At 67.6% G+C, this 20,731-nt stretch carries 19 protein-coding genes; 1 reads left to right on the top strand and 18 read right to left on the bottom strand.

Going from position 1 to position 20,731, the window contains the following annotated elements; translation table 11 throughout:
- The first annotated feature begins 51 nt into the window (after positions 1 to 51).
- The gene (locus tag QM806_RS01405; protein ID WP_005253656.1) at positions 52 to 555 is read left to right on the top strand and encodes a nuclear transport factor 2 family protein; all 504 of its coding nucleotides are present in this window, start codon (positions 52 to 54) and stop codon (positions 553 to 555) included.
- A gap of 5 nt (positions 556 to 560) precedes the next feature.
- Here the strand turns inward: QM806_RS01405 and QM806_RS01400 are convergent, their stop codons facing one another.
- The 18 genes from QM806_RS01400 to QM806_RS01315 all read right to left on the bottom strand — a co-directional run bounded on the left by QM806_RS01400 (position 561) and on the right by QM806_RS01315 (position 20,699).
- The gene (locus tag QM806_RS01400) at positions 561 to 1,295 is read right to left on the bottom strand and encodes a DUF1906 domain-containing protein (protein ID WP_169693581.1); all 735 of its coding nucleotides are present in this window, start codon (positions 1,293 to 1,295) and stop codon (positions 561 to 563) included.
- A gap of 164 nt (positions 1,296 to 1,459) precedes the next feature.
- Entirely contained in the window at positions 1,460 to 3,082 is a 1,623-nt protein-coding gene (gene nuoN, locus QM806_RS01395) for an NADH-quinone oxidoreductase subunit NuoN (protein WP_169693582.1), read from the bottom strand.
- Positions 3,079 to 4,650: an NADH-quinone oxidoreductase subunit M gene (locus QM806_RS01390; protein ID WP_085999969.1), complete on the bottom strand. Its 1,572-nt coding sequence runs from the start codon at positions 4,648 to 4,650 to the stop codon at positions 3,079 to 3,081. Before QM806_RS01390 ends, nuoN begins: the two co-directional genes overlap by 4 nt.
- Positions 4,647 to 6,569: an NADH-quinone oxidoreductase subunit L gene (nuoL, locus tag QM806_RS01385; RefSeq protein ID WP_169693583.1), complete on the bottom strand. Its 1,923-nt coding sequence runs from the start codon at positions 6,567 to 6,569 to the stop codon at positions 4,647 to 4,649. The genes QM806_RS01390 and nuoL overlap by 4 nt, the downstream gene beginning before the upstream one ends.
- Positions 6,570 to 6,641: 72 nt before the next feature.
- Positions 6,642 to 6,941 (bottom strand): NADH-quinone oxidoreductase subunit NuoK, encoded by a 300-nt coding sequence (gene nuoK / locus QM806_RS01380; protein ID WP_005239116.1) that lies wholly within the window; start codon positions 6,939 to 6,941, stop codon positions 6,642 to 6,644.
- Positions 6,938 to 7,747, bottom strand: a complete 810-nt coding sequence (locus tag QM806_RS01375; RefSeq protein WP_166680703.1) for an NADH-quinone oxidoreductase subunit J — start codon at positions 7,745 to 7,747, stop codon at positions 6,938 to 6,940. The genes nuoK and QM806_RS01375 overlap by 4 nt, the downstream gene beginning before the upstream one ends.
- A 31-nt stretch (positions 7,748 to 7,778) precedes the next feature.
- The gene (gene nuoI, locus QM806_RS01370) at positions 7,779 to 8,345 is read right to left on the bottom strand and encodes an NADH-quinone oxidoreductase subunit NuoI (protein ID WP_007300246.1); all 567 of its coding nucleotides are present in this window, start codon (positions 8,343 to 8,345) and stop codon (positions 7,779 to 7,781) included.
- Positions 8,338 to 9,690: an NADH-quinone oxidoreductase subunit NuoH gene (nuoH, locus tag QM806_RS01365; RefSeq protein WP_169693584.1), complete on the bottom strand. Its 1,353-nt coding sequence runs from the start codon at positions 9,688 to 9,690 to the stop codon at positions 8,338 to 8,340. Before nuoH ends, nuoI begins: the two co-directional genes overlap by 8 nt.
- Positions 9,687 to 12,164 carry an NADH-quinone oxidoreductase subunit G gene (locus tag QM806_RS01360; RefSeq protein ID WP_376744836.1) on the bottom strand — a complete coding sequence of 826 codons (2,478 nt, stop codon included), beginning with the start codon at positions 12,162 to 12,164 and terminating at the stop codon, positions 9,687 to 9,689. The genes nuoH and QM806_RS01360 overlap by 4 nt, the downstream gene beginning before the upstream one ends.
- 76 nt (positions 12,165 to 12,240) lie before the next feature.
- Positions 12,241 to 13,539, bottom strand: coding sequence for an NADH-quinone oxidoreductase subunit NuoF (gene nuoF / locus QM806_RS01355; protein WP_005570820.1), 1,299 nt, complete (start codon positions 13,537 to 13,539; stop codon positions 12,241 to 12,243).
- A gap of 1 nt (position 13,540) precedes the next feature.
- The gene (gene nuoE / locus QM806_RS01350; RefSeq protein ID WP_005570819.1) at positions 13,541 to 14,500 is read right to left on the bottom strand and encodes an NADH-quinone oxidoreductase subunit NuoE; all 960 of its coding nucleotides are present in this window, start codon (positions 14,498 to 14,500) and stop codon (positions 13,541 to 13,543) included.
- Between the two features lie 67 nt (positions 14,501 to 14,567).
- Positions 14,568 to 15,884, bottom strand: coding sequence for an NADH dehydrogenase (quinone) subunit D (gene nuoD / locus QM806_RS01345; protein ID WP_054246714.1), 1,317 nt, complete (start codon positions 15,882 to 15,884; stop codon positions 14,568 to 14,570).
- Positions 15,884 to 16,621 carry an NADH-quinone oxidoreductase subunit C gene (locus tag QM806_RS01340; protein WP_043794073.1) on the bottom strand — a complete coding sequence of 246 codons (738 nt, stop codon included), beginning with the start codon at positions 16,619 to 16,621 and terminating at the stop codon, positions 15,884 to 15,886. Before QM806_RS01340 ends, nuoD begins: the two co-directional genes overlap by 1 nt.
- Before the next feature lie 93 nt (positions 16,622 to 16,714).
- Positions 16,715 to 17,269 carry a NuoB/complex I 20 kDa subunit family protein gene (locus QM806_RS01335; protein WP_005574811.1) on the bottom strand — a complete coding sequence of 185 codons (555 nt, stop codon included), beginning with the start codon at positions 17,267 to 17,269 and terminating at the stop codon, positions 16,715 to 16,717.
- Between the two features lie 49 nt (positions 17,270 to 17,318).
- On the bottom strand, positions 17,319 to 17,678 hold the full coding sequence (locus QM806_RS01330) for an NADH-quinone oxidoreductase subunit A (RefSeq protein ID WP_005239104.1): 360 nt from the start codon (positions 17,676 to 17,678) through the stop codon (positions 17,319 to 17,321).
- A gap of 218 nt (positions 17,679 to 17,896) precedes the next feature.
- Entirely contained in the window at positions 17,897 to 18,319 is a 423-nt protein-coding gene (locus tag QM806_RS01325) for an Rv3143 family two-component system response regulator (RefSeq protein ID WP_037202955.1), read from the bottom strand.
- A gap of 105 nt (positions 18,320 to 18,424) precedes the next feature.
- Positions 18,425 to 19,633, bottom strand: coding sequence for a serine hydrolase domain-containing protein (locus QM806_RS01320; RefSeq protein ID WP_065490156.1), 1,209 nt, complete (start codon positions 19,631 to 19,633; stop codon positions 18,425 to 18,427).
- A 166-nt stretch (positions 19,634 to 19,799) separates the two neighbouring features.
- Positions 19,800 to 20,699, bottom strand: a complete 900-nt coding sequence (locus QM806_RS01315; protein WP_005253670.1) for a restriction endonuclease — start codon at positions 20,697 to 20,699, stop codon at positions 19,800 to 19,802.
- Between the last annotated feature and the right edge of the window lie 32 nt (positions 20,700 to 20,731).

Here is a 20,731-nt window from a genome sequence, read left to right as displayed (position 1 = left end):
TTTTCCGGGGCGCTCACATTCGGGTGCCGGACGAGAGAAGGGGATGCACACATGCCGTGGAGCCGTGCCGAGCTGGAAGAGGCCTTCGCGCACTACCAGCGAACCGTCAGCCGCTGCGTCGAACTCGGAGACTGGAACGGCTTCGCCGACCTCTTCACGGAGGACGCCACGTACGTCGAGCACGCCTTCGGACACTTCGATGGACGCGAGGCCATTCGGCAATGGGTCACGCGCACCATGTCGGCCTTCCCCGGAAGCCGGATGACCGCGTTCCCGGCGAACTGGTACGTGATCGACGAAGACCGCGGATGGGTCATCTGCGAGATCGACAACCCGATGGAGGATCCCGGCGACGGCTCGGAGCACGCCGCCGCGAACATCACGATCCTGCACTACGCCGGCGACAACCTGTGGTCACGCGAGGAAGACGCGTACAACCCGATGAATTTTCTCGCCGCGGCCAAGAAGTGGTGCCGCGCAGCGGAAGCCGCAGGCAAGCTACCCGACGACGCCCGGGAGTGGCTTGCCCGGATGGGCGGGCAACCGGCGGCCTAGCCCGGTCACCACTGCCCGTAGTCGGGCTTGAGAATGTCATTGAGGTCGATGCCGACGCCGTCCACGTTGCTCGCGTCGATCTCGTACTGGTGCAGGTGCGCCGACGGGTGGACGTACCCCTCGGGTGTCCCCCAGTCGTGCTGCCAGTACCACGATCCGAGCCCGGCGAGGACCGCCAGATCCAGCGTCGTGGAGTTGGCGTAGATGCCGGTGTTGGCCTTGCCGACCACCGACTCCCACCCGGCGAGATACGGGGCGATCATGGTGAGGAAATCGGCGGGCGTGGGATTGTCGTCGATGGACGCGTAGATGGGCCGGTCCTCGGAACCGCCTGCGGCGAGATGCAATTCGAGTCCGCGCTCCGCGTGCCGCTTGCCCGCCTCGAGACCGCCGCGCCAATCAGCCGTCGGCCCCTTGCCGAACTGGTAGCACGAGACGACCGACAGTCCGGCGTCGAGCAACGCCTGCGCCTCGTCGGCGAGCATCGGCTTGCCTTCCATCCATTCGGCGCCGGGACGGCGGTCGGACACGTAGCGGATGGCGCCGGCAAAGCCTGCCTCGAGGATGGCGTCCGCCGACGGCACGCCACCCGCGTAGTCGATCAGGATGCCGAGACTGTCCGCCTTCGCGACGCCGACCGAGGACGTGGTGGACGTGAGCGCCGCGATCCCGGCCACGGCGGATCCCGCTGCCGCGTACCGGAACAGGTCTCTCCGAGAAATCTGCACTGTGGCCCCCATATCCGATCGGTCGCGCTCCGGCGTGTCTCCGACATTCACTCTCGCTCAGTCGGTATGTTGTCCGGTTTGCATTCCACCACACTCACACGGGTCCCGCCAGCCACTTGGACTACATCCGTCACATCGGACACTCGCGACCCGCGCCGAACCGGCAGCGCCCCGAGTCAGCGGAAGAACACCGCGGCCTGGTCGGCCAGATCGAGTGCCCCCTGCGGCAGGATTCCGAGCACCACCGTCACCACCACCCCGACCGCGATGGCCGCGGCGGTGAACATGCTGGGCACTACGATCGTCGGGGCGTCGCTCTGCGGCTCCGAGAAGAACATCAGGACGATGACCCGGACGTAGAAGAACGCCGCGATCGCGCTGCTGACGACACCGACGAGAACGAGCGGAACGGCGCCGCCCTCGATGGCGGCCTGGAAGACCGCGAACTTGCTGACGAACCCACTCGTCAAGGGGATTCCGGCGAACGCCAGCAGGAACAGCGCGAAGACCCCACCGGCCAGGGGCGAGCGCCGGCCCAGCCCCGCCCAGCGGGACAGGTCCGTAGCCTCGCCCCGGCTGTCCCGCACCAGGGTGACGACGGCGAACGCGCCGAGCGTGCTGAATCCGTAGGCCAGGAGATAGAACATCGTGGACGACAGACCGGCCCGGTTTGCCGCGACCAGACCGGTGAGGATGAATCCGGCGTGCGCGACCGACGAATACGCGAGCATCCGCTTGACGTCGTTCTGCGTGACCGCCATGACCGCACCGACCACCATGGTGAGGATGGCGACGCCCCACATCACGGGCCGCCAGTCCGCCCGCAGGTCGGGCAGTGCCACGTAGAAGATGCGCAGCATCGCGCCGACGGCCGCGACCTTGGTGGCCGCCGCCATGAAGGCGGTGATCGGGGTCGGTGCACCCTGATAGACGTCGGGGATCCAGGAGTGGAACGGGACGGCGCCGATCTTGAACAACAGGCCCACCGACAGCAGCGCGGTACCGATCAGCGCCAGCGTCGTGTCGTCGGTGCCCCGGGCGAGCGCGTCGGCGATCCTCGGCAACTCGACGGTGCCGGCGTAGCCGTACAGCAAGGCCACCCCGAACAGGAAGAACGCCGACGAGAACGCCCCGAGCAGAAAGTATTTGAGGGCCGCCTCCTGCGACAGGAGACGGCGACGGCGCGCCAGCCCGCACAGCAGGTACAGGGGCAGCGAGAGGACCTCGAGCGCCACGAACATGGTGAGGAGGTCGTTGGACGCCGGGAACAGGAGCATCCCGCCGACCGCGAACAGGGTGAGGGGAAAGACCTCGGTGTGTCCCGGGGCGTTCTTGGTGGCCTCCCGTTCGGCGACGCTGCCGGGGACGGCGAATGCCTGCGGGGTGAAGGCATCGGTTCCGCCTTCCGGCTCGGCTGCACTCGCGGCCGTGACCTCCGCGGTCGCGGCGGCGACCCCGCTGTCGACGCTCCGCTCGGCGATGAGCAGGATCGCGGGGATCGAGATCAGCAGAATCGTTCCCTGGAGGAACAGCGTCGGACCGTCGACGGCGACCGCGCCCCCGACGGCGGAGTCACGGGTTCCGGCGAGCATGACGACGGCCACGAACGCGGCGGTGAGTCCGCCGAGCGCGAGGACGAGATGGCTCGAGTAGCGGCCGCGCCGGGGCAGGAACGCCTCGACGAGCACACCGGCGACAGCCACACCGAACACGATCAACATGGGTGCCAGCTGACCGTATTCGATGTCCGGCGCGCGCAACGTCGAGGACTGGGCGAGTACGAGTTCGGAGGTACTCATCGGTGTGTGCCTCCCTCTGGGTCCTGTCCGGCGACGGTGGGTGCTGGATCGTGCTGACCGACGGTGACGAGGACGTGGCTCACCGCGGGGGTGATGACGTCCAGCACGGGCTTGGGGTAGACGCCGAGGACGAGCAGCAGGGCGATCAGCGGCGCCACGACCGCGATCTCACGGCGCACGAGATCGCGGACGGTCTCGTTGCCCTCCTTCAGCGGCCCGGTCATCATCCGCTGGTAGAGCCACAGCACGTAGATCGCGGCGAGGACGAGCGCGAAAGTCGCCACGACGGCTGCGATCTGGTAGCGCGAGAACGTGCCGACCAGGACGAGGAACTCGCTGATGAACGGCGCCAGGCCGGGCAGCGACAGCGTGGCCAGCCCCGCCACGAGGAACGTCCCTGCCATCACCGGCGCGACCTTCTGCACGCCGCCGTAGTCGGCGATGAGGCGGGTGCCGCGCCGGGACACCAGGAACCCCGCGATCAGGAACAGCGCCGCGGTCGAGATGCCGTGGTTGACCATGTACAGCGTCGATCCGGCCTGTCCCTGGCTCGTCATAGCGAAGATGCCGAGAATGATGAACCCGAAGTGCGAGATCGACGTGTAGGCGATCAAGCGCATCACGTCGGTCTGGCCGATGGCCAGCACCGCGCCGTAGATGATGCCGATCACCGCCAGCACCGTGACGAACGGTGCGAAGTACGCGGACGCCTCGGGGAACATCTGCAGGCAGTAGCGCAGCATGCCGAACGTCCCGACTTTGTCGACGACGGCCATCATGAGCACCGCGCTGGCCGGGGTGGCTTCCACCGCGGCGCCCGGCAGCCACGTGTGGAACGGCCACAACGGCGCCTTGACCGCGAACGCGAACATGAAACCGAGGAACAGCGCCTTCAGCACGCCGGGGTCGGCGTCCAGCCCTTCGGCGACGATCACCCGGAAGTCGAAGGTGCCGCCGCCGAAGACGTCCTGACGCGCCGTCACCACGTACACCCCGATGACCGCGGCCAGCATGATCAGGCCGCCGAACAGGTTGTAGAGCAGGAACTTCACCGCGGCGTACGTTCTCCCCACCCCGCCGAATCCTCCGATCAGGAAGTACATCGGGATGAGCATGGCCTCGAAGAAGATGTAGAAGAGCAGGACGTCGAGGGCGGTGAACGACACGATCACCATCGCCTCGACCATCAACGTCAGCGCCACGTACGTGTGGGCCATTCGCCGGTGCCCGTAGTCGGGCGCGGTGTCACCGTCGTTCCACCCCGCCAGCAACAGCAGCGGCACCAGAACGGCGGTGAGGAGCACCAGGACGAGCGCGATGCCGTCGAGGCCGACGATGTACCGGGTGCCGAACGCCGGGATCCAGGCGTGCGATTCCACGAACTGGTACTGCTCGCCGGTCGGATCGAAGCGGATCGCCAGCACGACCGCCAGGCACAGCACCACCACGGACACGCCCACGGCAACGGATTTCGCGAGCGCGCGCTTGTGGACGGGCAGAGCCAGGACCACCCCGGCACCGACGAGTGGCAGCACCCAGAGGGCCGTCAGCCACGGGAAGCCGCTCACCACAGCCTCACCAGCATCGTGGCGACCAGAAGTGCCGCACCGGCGAACATGAACAGCGCGTACGACCGGACGAACCCCGTCTGCAGACGCCGCACCCGCATCGACGTTCCGCCGACGAGCGCGGCGAACCCGTTGACGGCACCGTCGACTCCCCTGCCGTCGACGGTCACGAGTGTTCGCGTCAGTTCCTGCCCGGGACGCATCAGTGCCGCCTCGTTGAACGCGTCGCCGTACAGGTCCTTCCTGGCCGCGGCGGTGAATGCGGTGACCTTCGCCGGCGCGACCTCGGGGATCGGCTGCCGGGCGTACTGCCGGTAGGCCACCGCGACTCCTGCGAGCACCACCACCAGTGTGAGTGCGGTGATCGCCCACACGGGCAGGGCGGGCTCGCCGTGGTGGGTGCCGACGACCGGTTCCAGCCAGTGCTGCAGGGAGGAGCCGACCGCGAGTAGGGCGCCGGCAGCGACCGAACCGACCGCGAGCAGAATCATCGGCACCGTCATCACCCCTGGCGATTCGTGTGGGTCGGCGACGGGAACATCCCCCCTCGCGTCGCTCGCCCCGGAAGCCCACCGCGGTTGTCCGAAGAAGGTCATCAGCATCACCCTGGTCATGTAGAAGGCAGTGAGTCCCGCACCGAGCAGCGTGACCGTACCGAGGACGACGCCCTGGACGCCCTCGGCGGCGAACGCCGCTTCGATGATCTTGTCCTTGGAGAAGAAGCCGGAGAACGGCGGAATCCCGATGATGGCCAGGTATCCCAGCCCGAACGTGACGAACGTGATCGGCATGACGGTGCGCAGACCGCCGTAGCGGCGCATGTTCACCTCGTCGTTCATGCCGTGCATCACCGAGCCTGCGCCGAGGAACAGGCCAGCCTTGAAGAAGCCGTGGGTGAGCAGCAGCATGATGGCGAACGCGTACCCGGCCGGTCCCAGACCGGCGGCCAGCACCATGTACCCGATCTGGCTCATCGTGGATGCCGCCAGCGCCTTCTTGATGTCGTCCTTCGCGCAGCCGATGATCGCGCCGAACAGCAGGGTCACCGCGCCGACGATCACGACGGCGAGCTGGGCGTTCGGGGCCAGGTCGAAGATCGCGTTGGACCGGACGATCAGATACACACCCGCCGTGACCATGGTCGCGGCATGGATGAGCGCCGACACCGGTGTCGGGCCTTCCATGGCGTCACCGAGCCAGGACTGCAACGGGACCTGCGCCGATTTGCCGCACGCGGCGAGCAGCAGCGCGAGCCCGATCGCGGTCAGCACCCCCTCGCTGGCGGCGTCGGCACGAGTGAACACGTCGGCGAACTCGATCGAGCCGAAAGTCGAGAACATGATCATGATCGCGAGAACCAGACCCATGTCACCGACGCGGTTGACCACGAACGCCTTCTTCGCGGCCGCCGCCGCGGACGGCTTGTACTGCCAGAACCCGATGAGCAGGTACGAGGCGAGACCGACACCCTCCCAGCCGACGTACAGGCCGAGGAAGTTGTCGGCCAGCACGAGCAGCAGCATCGCCGCGAGGAACAGATTGAGGTAGGCGAAGAAACGCCTGCGCTCCGGGTCGTGCGCCATGTAGCCGACCGAATAGATGTGGATCAGCGAACCCACCCCGGTGATCAGCAGCACGAAGCACACGGACAGCTGGTCGAGTTGGAGACCGAAATCCACCTGGAGTTCGCCGACGGGCACCCAGCTGAACAGGGTCTGGTGCACAACCCGCTCGGCGGCGTCCCGGCCCAGCATGTCGACGAAGAAGGCGACGCCGAGCGCGAAGGAGACCAGTGCCGTCGCGCAGCCGAGGAGATGGCCCCACGCATCGCTGCGCCGGCCCGCCAGCAGGAGCACGGCGGCTCCGAGGAGCGGCAGAACCGGCAGCAGCCACACGGCCGACGAGAGCGTTCCGCTCATGCCGCACCGCCGATCGGGGAGTCGTCGTCGGGCAAAGTCACCTTCTCGAGGATGTGCGTCATCGGGGACCCGTCAGTTCTTGAGGAGGTTGGCGTCGTCGACGGAAGCCGAACGGCGGGAACGGAAGATGGTCATGATGATCGCCAGACCGACGACGACCTCGGCGGCCGCGACGACCATGGTGAAGAACGCGAAGACCTGGCCGTCGAGGTTGCCGTGCATCCGGGCGAACGTCACGAACGCCAGATTCGAGGCGTTGAGCATCAGTTCGATGCACATGAACACGATGATCGCGTTGCGGCGGATCAGCACGCCGGCCGCGCCGATCGTGAACAGCAGCGCCGACAGGTAGAGGTAGTTCTCGGGGTTCATCGCCGACTCCCCTCGTCGGTGGCACCGGGTTCGGGGGTCGCGACGTCCGCGGTGCCCAGCGCCCGGGCGGGCAGGCTCGGCCGCCGTTCGAGCGACCGGCTGACGGACAGCTCGGAGAACGTGCCGTCGGGCAGCAACGCCGGTATGTCGACGGCGTTGTGTCGCGCGTAGACACCCGGACTGGGCAGCGGTGTGACACGGGCACCCTCGCGGACGCGGTCCTGGGACAGCTCGCGCTGGTCCTTCCGCCGCTCGAAACGCTCCCGGTGGGCGAGCACCATCGCACCGATGGTTGCGGTGATCAGCAACGCACCGGTCAGTTCGAAAGCCCACACGTACCGGAGGAACACGAGTTCGGCCAGTCCCTCGACGTTGCCGCCCGCGTTGGCCTGATCGAGACCGGTGAACGCGGAGACGGACGCACTCCCGATGCCGCCGATCAGCAGGAGGCCGAATCCCAGTCCCGCCGCGATCGCGGCCACCCGCTGACCGCGGAGGTTCTCGACGAGGGATTCGGAGGAGTCGACGCCGATGAGCATGAGCACGAACAGGAACAGCATCATGACCGCGCCGGTGTACACCACGATCTGCACGACGCCGAGGAAGAGTGCGCCCTGGGCGATGTAGAAGACGGCCAGGATGATCATGGTCGTCGCGAGGAAGATCGCCGAGTACACGGCCTTGGTTGCGCTGACCACTCCGAGCGCGCCGATCACGGCCACGGTCGCGAGGACCCAGAACTGCACACCCTCGCCCGTCGAGGTCTGGGTGAAGGGTTCCGCGACCAGCTGGACCGCGGACGGCATCGTGTTCACCACGTCGGCTCTCCTCCCTCGATCACGGCCTGTCCCCCGCCGTGTCCTCGACCTCGGACTCGTCCTGCGCCGCGGCCGCCGCTCCCCCGGTCACTGTGCCGCGGTAGTAGTCCTCAGCGGTGGTGCCCGGGGCCATCGGGTGCGGCGACGCGACCATGCCGGACTCGAGCGGGGCCAGCAGCCGGTCCTTCTCGTAGATCAGACCGGCCCGGTTGTCGTCGGCCATCTCGTACTCGTTGGTCATGGTCAGCGCCCGCGTCGGGCACGCCTCGATACACAGCCCGCACCCGATGCAGCGCAGGTAGTTGATCTGATACACCTGGCCGTACCGCTCGCCGGGCGAGAAGCGTTCCTCGTCGGTGTTGTCGGCGCCCTCCACGTAGATGGCGTCGGCGGGGCACGCCCAGGCACACAGTTCGCACCCGATGCACTTCTCCAACCCGTCCGCGTAACGGTTGAGCTGATGCCTGCCGTGGTAGCGGGCCGCCGTCGGCACCTTCTCTTCGGGGTAGAACTCGGTGTTCGATTTCTTGAACATCGTCGAGAAGGTCACGCCGAAACCCGCTATGGGGCCGAGGAATTTAGTCATCGCTGTTCTCCTGGGTGGGACCGGTGGAGTGTGCGCCGGTGACGGAGACGGGCGTGCGCCGGAACGCAGGCAGCGTCTGACCCGGCATCGGCGGAACCGGGTATCCACCGGCCATGGGGTCGAACGGTTCGAGTGTCTCCGCGGCCGGTTCGGCACGTCCCCGCGGCTCGACCGGCTTCTCGGGTGCGCGAACGCCGCCCGGGCGCAGGCGCTTCCACAGGAGCACCACCACGACGAGGGCAATGACGAGGCCCGCGACGACGAGCGCGATCGTCCGGGCGTCGTAGCCCTCGTTGCGGAAGGCCCGGACGGTGGCGACGATCATGACCCACACCAGCGAGATCGGGATCAGGATCTTCCAGCCGAGACCCATGAACTGGTCGTACCGCAGCCGGGGCAGCGTGGCGCGCAGCCAGACGAACACGAACAGGAAGCCCCAGACCTTCAGCGTGAACCAGAGCACCGGCCACCAGCCGGAATTCGCGCCGTCCCACAGGCTGAGCGGGAACGGGGCGTGCCAGCCGCCGAGGAACAGTGTGGTGGCGAGCGCCGAGACCGTCACCATGTTCACGTACTCGGCGAGCATGAACATCGCGAAGCTCAGCGAGGAGTACTCGGTGTGGAATCCGCCGACCAGTTCGCCTTCGGCCTCGGGCAGGTCGAAGGGCGCCCGGTTGGTCTCGCCGACCATCGACGTGACGTAGATGAGGAACGACGGCAGCAGCAGGAAGACGTACCAGGTGTGTTCCTGGGCGGCGACGATGCCCGACGTGGACATCGTTCCGGCGTCCAGGAAGACGGCCGCGAACGACAACGCCATCGCGATCTCGTACGAGATCACCTGCGCCGTCGAGCGCAGCCCGCCCAGCAACGGGTACGTGGAGCCGGACGCCCAGCCGGCGAGCACGATGCCGTAGACGCCGATCGACGTGGCTGCCAGGACGTAGAGGACGGCCACCGGCAGGTCCGTCAGCTGCAATGGCGTGTAGTGCCCGAAGATCGACACCGCCGGGCCGAACGGGATCACGGCGAACGCCATGAACGCAGGTACCGCGGCGATGATCGGCGCCAGGATGTAGATCGGCTTGTCCACACCCTTCGGGACGATCCCCTCCTTCAGTGCGAGCTTGATGCCGTCGGCGAGGCTCTGCAGCATGCCCCGCGGGCCCACCCGGTTCGGGCCGACGCGCATCTGCATCCAGGCCATGACCTTGCGTTCGGCCAGGATCGTCAGAAGCGGGGTGAGGACGAGGAACACGAAGATGGCCAGGGCCTTGCCGAGCACCAGCCACCACGGGTCGTGGCCGAACAGCGCCGGGTCGGGGTAGACGGCCTCGATCGTCACAGCGCACCTCCCGCGACCATCCCGTTGGTGCCGGCCGCGCGGCGGACGTTCACGACGCTCCCCGCCCGGGCGGCCAGTTGCCGGTAGACGGCGGATCCGGGCGAGTTGAGGGGCAGCCACACCACTCGATCCGGCATGTCGGTGATCACCAACGGCAGGGTGACCGCGCCCCGTTCCGTCGTCACGGTGACCGGATCTCCGTCACCGGCACCCGACTCTGCAGCCGAGGCCGCGGACATCCGCACGACCGGAGTGCGGGCAGTGCCTGCCAGGTGCGGCTCCCCGTCCTGCAGCCGTCCCGAGTCGAGCAGCATCCGCCAGGTGGCGAGCACCGCCTCCCCCGGCCCGGGTTCCCGCCGTGGCGGTTGCGGATGGTCGGGCGGATCCGGGAAGTCACCGTCCCAGGCGCCGAGCCTCTCGAGTTCGCGCCGTGCGGTGGCGGCGTCCGGAAGACCCAGCGGGACCCCCATTTCGCCGGCGATCGCGTGGAGCACCCGCTGATCGGGCATCGACCCGGTGGCGCGGAGGGCGGCGTCGAAATCGCGTGTGCGCCCTTCCCAGTCGAGGAAGGTGCCCGGCTTCTCCATGACCGGTGCGATGGGGAACACCACGTCCGCGCGCTCGCTGATCGCACTGTGGCGCAGTTCCAGACTCACGACGAACCCTGCCGCCTCGACCGCGGCCAGCGCGGCCTGCGGGTCGGGGAGGTCGTCGGCCTCGACACCGCCGATCACCAGCGCCCCGAGCGTCTTTGCCTCGGCCGCGGCGAGGATGCCCGCGGTGTCCCGGCCTGCGGTGTCCGGCAGATCCGCGGCGTTCCACACTGACGCGACCTGCCGCCGCGCCTCCGGATCGCCCACCGGTCTGCCACCCGGGAGCAGTCCGGGCAGCGCGCCCGCCTCGAGCGCGCCGCGTTCGCCGGCCCGTCGCGGCACCCAGGCCAGCCGGGCCCCCGTCTCGTCGGCCAGCCGGACCGCCGCGGACAACGCCCCCGGCACCCCGGCGAGTCTCTCCCCGACCACGATGACCGCACCCGGCCGGCGCAGCAGCTCGGTGACGCCCGGGTCCAGATCACCCGTGCGGAGTCCGTCGAGGACCTCCGCCTCCGCATTCGGCGCGGACAGCAGCAGCCGGCCGGACACCTTCTCCAGGCCACGGGACGCGTACGGGGCGATCGAGTAGACCGGGACGGCCTTCGCGCGCGCGGCCTTGCGCAGCCGGAGGAAGACGATCGGCGATTCCTCCTCCGGCTCGAACGCGGCGAGAAGGACGACCGGCGCGGCGTCGAGGTCCTCGTACGTGACCGCGAGTCGCTGCCCCGCCACCCGGGCGGCCAGGAACTCGGCCTCCTCGCCGGAGTGCGCGCGACTGCGGAAGTCGATGTCGTTGGTGCCGAGCGCTGTTCGCGCGAACTTCGCGTAGGCGTAGGCGTCCTCCCACGTGGACCGGCCCCCGACGAGAACACCCGCGTTCCCCCGCGCGGCGGCCAATCCCCGCGCCGCGACGGCCAGGGCCTCGGACCAGGACGCGGGCGCCAGAATTCCGTCGTCGCCGCGGACCAACGGGGCGGTGATCCGGTCGCGCTCGGTGGCGTAGGCGAACGCCCACCGCCCCTTGTCACAATTCCACTCCTCGTTGACCTCCGGATCGTCGCCCGCCAGCCGGCGCAGCACTTTGCCCCGCCGGTGGTCGGTGCGCTGGGCGCACCCGCTCGCACAGTGCTCGCACACGCTGGGGCTGGAAACCAGGTCGAACGGGCGGGCCCGGAAACGGTACGCAGAACCCGTCAGCGCACCCACCGGGCAGATCTGCACGGTGTTGCCGGAGAAGTACGACTCGAACGGTTCCTTCGCGTAGATCCCGACCTGCTGCAGCGCACCCCGTTCCATGAGTTCGATGAACGGGTCGCCGGCGACCTGCTGGGAGAACCGGGTACACCGCGCGCACAACACGCACCGCTCACGGTCCAGCAGGACCTCCGTGGACAGCGGAATCGGTTTGGGGAACGTGCGCTTGACCTCACCGAAACGCGACTCCGCGCGCCCGTTCGACATCGCCTGGTTCTGCAGGGGGCACTCGCCGCCCTTGTCGCACACCGGGCAGTCCAGGGGATGGTTGATCAGCAGCAACTCCATCACACCCTTCTGCGCCTTGTCGGCGACGGGCGACGTGAGCTGGGTGTGGACGACCATGCCGTCGGTGACAGTCGTGGTGCAGGAGGCGAGCGGCTTGCGCTGCCCCTCCACGTCGACGAGGCATTGGCGGCAGGCACCGACCGGATCGAGCAGTGGGTGATCGCAGAACCGCGGGATCTGGATGCCGATCATCTCCGCGGCACGAATTACCAACGTGCCCTTGGGGACACTGACCTCGACGCCGTCGATGACGACGCTCACTGCATCAGGGCTCGTATCATGGCTCGCTATGCTCGCTGGCGCGGAGCCCTTCACGCGCGCCCTTCCCTCATCGCTCACTCGCTGCGCTCCCTCGCTCCTCGGTCCAGAACGCGCGGCCTCCGCGCCGAAACATCGCTCGCTACACTCGCTGGCTTCATGCATGCACTCCCGCCATGAGCGTGGACTGATGCGGGTCGAACGGACAGCCACCCTGCTCGAAGTGTGCAAGGTATTCGTCGCGGAAGTACTTGATGGAGGACATGATCGGACTGGCCGCACCGTCACCGAGAGCGCAGAACGACTTGCCGAGGATGTTGTCGGCGATGTCGAGCAGCTTCTCCAGATCGGCGTCGGTCCCCTCCCCTCGCTCGAGCCGCTCCAGGATCTGCACCAGCCAATAGGTGCCCTCCCGGCAGGGCGTGCACTTGCCGCACGACTCGTGCGCATAGAACTCGGTCCAGCGCAGCACGGCACGCACCACGCACGTGGTCTCGTCGAAGATCTGCAAGGCCTTGGTGCCCAGCATCGATCCGGCGGCGCCGACACCCTCGTAGTCGAGCGCGACGTCGAGATGCTCGTCGGTGAAGATCGGTGTCGAGGAACCGCCCGGGGTCCAGAACTTCAATCGGTGTCCGGCACGGACTCCACCCGCGTACTCGAGCAACTCCCGCAGGGTGATTCCGAGCGGGGCCTCGTACTGTCCGGGCTTCGTCACGTGCCCGGACAGGGAGTACAGGGTGAAGCCGGGCGACTTCTCGCTGCCCATCGACCGGAACCACTCGATGCCGTTCACGATGATCGGCGGGACGCTCGCAATCGACTCGACGTTGTTGACGACGGTCGGTGACGCGTAGAGACCGGCCACCGCGGGGAACGGCGGACGCAACCGAGGCTGGCCGCGGCGACCCTCCAGCGAATCGAGCAGCGCCGTCTCCTCCCCGCAGATGTACGCCCCTGCACCCGCGTGCACGACCAGTTCGAGGTCGAAACCGGTGCCCAGGATGTTCTTGCCGAGGTAGCCCGCCGCATACGCCTCCGCGACCGCGGCCTGCAGCCGGCGCAGCACCGGCACCACCTCGCCGCGCACATAGATGAAGGCGTGCCCGGCGCGGATCGCGTACGCCGCGATGATGACGCCCTCGACGAGCGCGTGCGGCGTGGCCAGCAGGAGCGGCATGTCCTTGCACGTGCCCGGTTCGGACTCGTCGGCATTGACCACGAGGTAGTGCGGCTTGTCGTCGCCCTGCGGAATGAACGACCACTTCATCCCGGTCGGGAACCCGGCACCACCGCGACCGCGCAGTCCGGCCTCCTTGACCGTCGAGATGACCTCGTCCGGGTCCATGCGCAGCGCCTTCTGCAGGCCCTCGTACCCGTCGTGGCGACGGTACGTGTCGAGGGTCCAGGACTCGGGCTCGTCCCAGTAGCGGCTGAGGACAGGGGTCAGCGGCATGTCAGTCTCCCTTTCGACCCGGGTCGGTGGCCGCCGGATCCGTCTCGGAGGTGGACCGATCCGGCGGCACCGTCGCGGACGGGGCAGGCGACGGCTGGTCCTTCGCCGATTCCTCCGCGACCGGCTCGGTGTCCCGCGACGGCGGCTCCGGGATCAGCGACGTCTCCGCGGGATCCGGCGCCGCCATGCCCCGTTCGTGCGCCACGCGCAGGCCGGCCAGTGTGGCGTCACCCGCGGTACCGCCCTCCGCCAGCGCACCGGGACGCTCGTCGGGGAACCCGGCGAGAATGCGGGCGGTCTCCCGGAACGTGCACAGCGTCGCGCCGCGACTCGGCGACACCCGCTCACCAGAACGCAGGGAATCGACGAGTGAGCGAGCCGACTCCGGGGTCTGGTTGTCGAAGAACTCCCAGTTGACCATCACCACCGGGGCGTAATCGCACGCCGCATTGCACTCGATGTGCTCCAGCGTGACCTTGCCGTCCGCGGACGTGCCCCCGTGCGGCAGGTCGAGGTGCTCCTCCAGGGCGGCGAGGATCGCGTCGCCGCCCATGATCGCGCACAACGTGTTGGTGCACACTCCGACGTAGTAGTCGCCCGTCGGGTCGCGCCGGTACATCGAGTAGAAGGTGGCCACCGCGGCCACCTCGGCGCCGGTCAATCCGAGCCGGCCGGCACAGAACTCGATCCCCGCCGGCGTGATGCATCCGTCCTCCGCCTGCACCAGATGCAGCAGCGGTAGCAGCGCGGAACGCGAATTCGGGTAACGCGCGACGACGACGTCGGCATCGGCGTCCAGCCGCGCACGGACCTCCGGCGGATACTCCTCACGCGCACCCGGCCGCACCAGCAGCCCGTGCTCCTCCGGCCGGGGCCCGAACTCGATGAAGACTTGTGCGCTTTGGCTCGCTGCGCTCGCGGGTGCCTGGGCTTGGTCGTGCGCTCTTCCCTCGATACTCACTCGCTGCGCTCCCTCGCTCCTCGGTCCAGACCACACGGCCCAGACACCGAGCTCCTTGGCAGGGGCCTCATCGGTCCACGCCCCCCATCACCGGATCGATGCTCGCGACCGCCGCAATGACATCCGCAACCATGCCGCCCTCACACGTGGCCGCCACCGACTGCAGGTTCGTGAACGACGGATCCCGGAAATGCACCCGGTACGGGCGGGTGCCGCCGTCGCTCACCATGTGCACACCGAGCTCACCCCGCGGCGACTCCACCGCCACATACACCTGACCCGGCGGCACCCGGAAACCCTCCGTCACCAACTTGAAGTGATGGATCAGCGACTCCATCGACGAATCCATGATCTCGCGGACGTGCCCGGGCGAATTGCCCAGACCGTCGGGGCCCAATGTCAGATCCGCCGGCCACGCGATCTTCTTGTCCTCCGCCATGATCGGGCCCGGCCGCAACTTGTCGAGGCACTGCTCGACGATCTTCAGCGACTCCTTCATCTCGTCGACCCGGATCAGGTAGCGGCCATACGCGTCACACCCCGTGTCGGTGCTGACGTCGAACTCGTAATTCTCGTAACCGCAATACGGCTGCGACTTGCGCAGATCGTGCGGCAGACCCGTCGCACGCAGCATCGGACCCGTGATGCCGAGCGCCATGCACCCCGTGAGGTCGAGATACCCGATGCCCTGCGTGCGCCCCTTCCAGATGCGGTTGTCGTTGAGAAGATTCTCCATGTCCCGCAGCCGTTCCGGCATCAACGTGAGCAACTCGCGCACCTTCTCCACGGCACCCTCCGGCAGGTCCTGCGACAAACCGCCCGGCCGGATGTACGCGTGATTCATGCGCAGTCCCGTGATCATCTCGAACACGTCCAGAACCAGCTCGCGTTCCCGGAAACCGAACAGCATCGCCGTGACCGCCCCCAGCTCCATACCACCCGTGGCCAACGCCACCAGATGCGAGGAGATGCGGTTGAGCTCCATCAACATGACCCGGATGACGCTCGCCCGCTCCGGCACCTGATCCGTGATGTCGAGCATCTTCTCCACGCCGAGGCAATACGCCGTCTCGTTGAAGAACGGCGACAGGTAATCCATCCGCGTCACGAACGTCACGCCCTGCGTCCACGTCCGGTACTCGAGATTCTTCTCGATCCCCGTATGCAGATAACCGATACCGCACCGGGCCTCCGTGACCGTCTCACCCTCGATCTCCAAGATGAGCCGCAACACCCCGTGCGTCGACGGATGCTGCGGACCCATATTGACGACGATCCGCTCCTCGGCGCCCTCCGAACCCGCATCACCCGACGACGCCTTCACCGCATCGACGACCTCGTCCCAGTCCTGACCCGCGACAGTGAAAACCGTGTCCTCGCTCATCAGTTGTACCCCCGCCGCTCGTCGGGCGGCGCGATCTCCGCGCCCTTGTACTCAACGGGAATGCCGCCGAGCGGATAGTCCTTCCGCTGCGGATGACCCGGCCAGTCATCCGGCATCTCGATCCGGGTCAACGACGGATGACCATCGAACACGATCCCGAAGAAGTCGTACGTCTCCCGCTCGTGCCAATCGTTCGTCGGATACACCTCGTACAACGACGGGATGTGCGGATCCGCATCCGGTGCCGCGACCTCCAGACGAATCCGACGATTGTGCGTGATCGACAACAACGGATACACCGCATGCAACTCCCGGCCCGCATCCTGCGGGAAATGCACACCATTCACACCCAGACACATCTCGAACCGCAGATCCGGCTCATCACGCAACGCCCGCGCCACCAACGGCAAAAACTCCCGCCGCACACCGAACGTCACCTCACCCCGAAACACCACAACCGACTCGATCGCCACCTCGAAATCCACACCCGACTCCGCCAACGCCGCCCCCAGCCCATCCGCGACCTCGTCGAAATATCCGCCGTACGGCCGCGGCGTACTCCCCGGCAACAACACCGGACGCACCAACCGCCCATACCCCGACGTATCCCCACTACCCCGCACCCCGAACAGCCCCTTGCGCACACCGATCTGTTCTGGGACATGGCTCGCGGGGACATGGCTCGCTTCGCTCGCGGGCGTCTGGGCTTCTACGTCCGGCCTTCCCTCGTCACTCACTCGCTACGCTCCCTCGCTCCTCAGTCCAGACCGGACGGCCCAGACGCCGGATCTCGGTTCCTCGACCTGGCTCAGCCCACCGATCCACGCCACTCATCTCAGAAGGCCCTTCATCTGGATGGTGGGGGTGGCGGCCAGCGCCGCCTGCTCCGCCGCCCGCGCCACCTCCTCGCGATGAACGCCGAGCGGCATCTGCTGGATCTTCTCGTGCAGGGCGAGGATCGCGTTCAGCAGCATCTCGGGCCTCGGCGGGCACCCCGGCAGATAGATGTCCACCGGCACGATGTGGTCGACGCCCTGCACGATCGCGTAGTTGTTGAACATGCCGCCCGACGACGCGCAGACGCCCATCGCCAGCACCCACTTCGGCTCGACCATCTGGTCGTAGATCTGCCGCAGCACCGGCGCCATCTTCTGGCTCACCCGGCCGGCCACGATCATCAGGTCCGCCTGCCGCGGCGACGCCCGGAACGCCTCCATGCCGAAACGGGCGATGTCGAAGCGTCCGCCTGCGGTCGCCATCATCTCGATCGCGCAACAGGCGAGCCCGAAACTCGCCGGCCACAGCGAGCCCTTGCGGACGTAACCCGCGAGCCCTTCGACCGTGGTCAGCAGGAAGCCGCTCGGCAGCTTCTCCTCGATGCCCATATCCGACTCTTCTCTTCCGACTTAGCTTTTGGATCGCTGGCGGGACCGATCAGTCCCAACTGAGACCGCCACGCCGCCACTCGTACGCGTAGGCGACGGAGACGTTGAAGATGAACAGGGCCATGGCCCCGAGACCGAAGAAACCGAGAGCATCGAAATGAACAGCCCACGGATAGAGGAAGACGATCTCGATGTCGAAGATGATGAAGAGCATGGCCGTCAGGTAGTACTTCACCGGGATGCGGCCCGCACCCAGAGGCGAGAGTGTCGGCTCGATGCCGCACTCGTAGGCGTCGAGCTTGGCACGGTTGTAGCGCCTCGGACCGACGATCCTCGCCACGATCACGGAGAAGACCGCGAACGCGACCGCAATCGCCCCGAGCACGAGGATCGGCACGTAGACATTCAATCCGTCTCAGCTCCCCTCTTCCCGAGCCTGTCCGCCCGATTCCCGGACGGTCGTTTCCGAAGCTACGCTCTTGTGAGTTATGCCACAGCGTACAAGGGAAGTAGTCGAGCCCGGTCGATTTGACCGTGCGAGTTCCAGGCGATCTCGAAGTACGGAAAACCCCTGCGGCACAGGCGCTCGATGCACCTTCACGCGGCGGAAATCGGAGTCAGGAGAGCCTAAGCTGAGCGGCGGGTGCGCAGCAGCGCTATGACCGCTTCGGACAACCGGATCGGGTCGAGCGGATGCGGCACCGCGGCCTCGGCCCGCGACCAGGTGGCCAGCCAGGCGTCGTCGGGGCGCCCGGTCAGAACCAGGATCGGGGGGCAGTCGTCGATCTCGTCCTTCAACTGCTTCGCGATCCCCATCCCGCCCGCGGGCACCGCCTCCCCGTCCAGAACGGCCAGGTCGACACCGCCGGCATCCATCTGCCGAATCACCACGGGCGCGGTCGCCACCTCGACGTATTCCAACTCCGGAAGGTCGGGGTGCGGACGCGTCCCCAGCGCCAGCACAACCTTCTGGCGGGTGTTCGCATCGTCGCTGTAGACGAGGACACGCAACCGATCAGGACGGCTGGTGTGGGCGGTCGCGTCGGTCACGGACACGATGCTACCGGTCCCCCGCTCTCCAGACCTGCGGCTCGCGACGATCGAAAAACGGCGCGTCGAAATCGAATTGGTTCGCCGGCGGCCGGAACTGCTCGGCTACAGCCGCTCGGCGATGGCGAGCGCCGTCGAGCCGAGCTTCGGCAGGCGGAGGTCGGCGATGGGGGTCAGCATGTTGCCGAGCCGGTTGGTGACGAAGGCGATCGACAGCCCGCTGTCGGCGTCGGCGAACGCGCCCGACCCACCCAAGCCGTAGTGCCCGAAGGTATTCGACGGCTGCCTGCGGCGTGCCACCATTCCCGCGTGGTAGCCGAGCCGCCAGTTCATCTGTATGCCCAGGACGTAGTCGCGGGCCGTCGTCTGCACCTGGCTCAGTTGCGCCACGACGTCCGGCGGGAGGAACTCCACACCGCCGACGGTTCCGCCGTTCGCCAGCGCCCCGTACATCCGCGCCAGCGCGCGGGCACTGAACACGCCGTTCCATCCCGGCATCACGCTGTCGTGGATCGCGGGGTTGCGGACGAGGGCATCGAAACCCGCGGGCATGCCCGCGTCGGCGAGGTTGCGCAGACCGGGCAGCCGCGACATCGCGAACGACGTGGCTCCCCACGGAACGCCGAACGGGTTGATGTGCGGGAAGGTCCTCGCGATCCGGGCACGCTCGGCCGGCGGCACCTCGTACCAGAACTCCTTCACCCCGAGCGGTTCGGCGACCTCGGTGCGCACCAGTTCGGTGAAGGGTTTCCCGGCCGCGCGGGACGTCAGTTCGGCGACGAGCGAACCGAACGTCACCGCGTGATATCCGGGGACCTTCAGCCGCCGCTGATCCGGGGTCGCCGCGGCCAGTGCGGCACTGACCAGCGAATGGTCCATCAGACTCAGCGGTCCGGGCACGAGCCCACGAACCCGGTGCAGTCCGGCGCGGTGCGACAGCAGTTCGCGCACCGTGATCTCGTCCTTGCCCTCGGCGGCGAACTCGGGCCAGTACTGCGCCACCGGCGTGTCGTAGTCGATGATCCCGCGTCCCGCGAGCCGGTGCAGCACCGTGGACGCGACGCCCTTGCCCGTGGAGAACGTGAGGGTGACGGTGTCGTCCTGCCAGAACGTGTCGCGGCTGGCCCATCCCGCCCACACGTCGACGACCGGTTCACCGTGGAGATAGACGGCCAGCGCGCCGCCGCCCTGGCTGCTGTCGTGGAAGAGTCGGAAGAACTGGTCGACGAGCATCCCGAAGCGACGGTCCGCGAGCATTCCGGCGGGCGGCCGTGCCCTGTGGCCCGTCAACGGCCACGGCGTCGTGGTCGTCATAACGACTTCCCTCGATCGTCTTTCACGTCAGCGACATGTGTATTTAACTTCCTCTTTACACACGGAAGGACACTGTCGGCACCGCTTCAGGGCCTGCGTGATCGCTTCGTGGCCATACCGCAACGGGAAAGAGTGTCCGGGCACCGGGTAGGTGACCCGGCGCTGATCATTTCGGCTCCAGCGAGTGGAAGTAATCCGACCTGACCTCGACGTCCTCGACGAGACGCGTGGTGGTCTGGACACCCAGTGAATGCTCCTTCAACAGGTCGCACAGCCGGTCGCCGTCGATCAGGTCGATCGGCGGCGCCCCGTCCCTCTTGGACTCCGTGCGGGCGTCACCGGTGAACGTTCCGGTGGTGATGAGCAGGCCCTTCTCGCCGCGGCCCGCCATCGCGCCGCGGAAATCGCGCACCGCGCCGGCCCCGACGCTGCCGCTGTAGCGCTTGCACTGGAAGAACACGGGGAAACTGAGCAACGACAACTGATACACCCCGAGCCCCTCGATGTCCCCGTCACCGCCGCGACCGGTGACGGACGCGCTCGAGAATCCGGCCTCCCGCAGCAACCGCTGGGTCAGCCGCTCGAACGCGGGCGGCGACATCTTCAGGACCGTGTCGAGCAGGAGGTCCTTCCAGTCCGCGTCGTTCTCGGCCTCGGCAATGTTGGCATCCGGTTCGTCGTTGCGGCGGGACGCGGCCTTCGCTGATTTGCGGGCGGCATTCTTCTTGCGGTTCTCGGCGGAGAACTCGGCGTGCAGGGGGCGGATCTCGCTCTCGGCGACCTCGCGGCCCTTCTCCGTCACACTCCACACCCCGCGCCGGCTGTTCGTGAGCAGACCCATCCCCTTGAGGTAGGTGCGGGCCCACGCCAACCGGTACTCGATCTCGGTGCTGGGACCGTCACCGTGCAGCACACCCTGCACGTCGGACGAAAGCCCTTCTCGCTCAACGACTGCACTGTCGAGCTCCTCGTTGGACGCCGACCCACCGAGAGCAATGGCAGCCTGAAGCGCTGGCCAGAGGAGGTCGACGTACTGAGGAACGTGAACAGTCATGGCCACAAGCATGCCGGAATCCACCCGGCACTCCGCACACGGAC

Origin of the sequence: Rhodococcus sp. IEGM 1351 (genome assembly GCF_030056875.1) — a bacterium.
Lineage (GTDB): Bacteria > Actinomycetota > Actinomycetes > Mycobacteriales > Mycobacteriaceae > Rhodococcus_F > Rhodococcus_F opacus.
The sequence above is the reverse complement of the archived record's forward strand: the minus strand, read 5'-3'. Positions and strand labels throughout refer to the sequence as shown.

Bases quoted from the DNA above. Each gene is read 5' to 3' on its own strand.
- QM806_RS01405 (WP_005253656.1), top strand. From the start codon at position 52: ATGCCGTGGAGCCGTGCCGAGCTGGAAGAGGCCTTCGCGCACTACCAG.
- QM806_RS01400 (WP_169693581.1), bottom strand. From the start codon at position 1,295: ATGGGGGCCACAGTGCAGATTTCTCGGAGAGACCTGTTCCGGTACGCG.
- nuoN (WP_169693582.1), bottom strand. From the start codon at position 3,082: ATGAGTACCTCCGAACTCGTACTCGCCCAGTCCTCGACGTTGCGCGCG.
- nuoL (WP_169693583.1), bottom strand. From the start codon at position 6,569: ATGAGCGGAACGCTCTCGTCGGCCGTGTGGCTGCTGCCGGTTCTGCCG.
- nuoK (WP_005239116.1), bottom strand. From the start codon at position 6,941: ATGAACCCCGAGAACTACCTCTACCTGTCGGCGCTGCTGTTCACGATC.
- QM806_RS01375 (WP_166680703.1), bottom strand. From the start codon at position 7,747: ATGCCGTCCGCGGTCCAGCTGGTCGCGGAACCCTTCACCCAGACCTCG.
- nuoI (WP_007300246.1), bottom strand. From the start codon at position 8,345: ATGACTAAATTCCTCGGCCCCATAGCGGGTTTCGGCGTGACCTTCTCG.
- nuoF (WP_005570820.1), bottom strand. From the start codon at position 13,539: ATGCCGCTGACCCCTGTCCTCAGCCGCTACTGGGACGAGCCCGAGTCC.
- nuoD (WP_054246714.1), bottom strand. From the start codon at position 15,884: ATGAGCGAGGACACGGTTTTCACTGTCGCGGGTCAGGACTGGGACGAG.
- QM806_RS01335 (WP_005574811.1), bottom strand. From the start codon at position 17,269: ATGGGCATCGAGGAGAAGCTGCCGAGCGGCTTCCTGCTGACCACGGTC.
- QM806_RS01320 (WP_065490156.1), bottom strand. From the start codon at position 19,633: ATGACGACCACGACGCCGTGGCCGTTGACGGGCCACAGGGCACGGCCG.
- QM806_RS01315 (WP_005253670.1), bottom strand. From the start codon at position 20,699: ATGCTTGTGGCCATGACTGTTCACGTTCCTCAGTACGTCGACCTCCTC.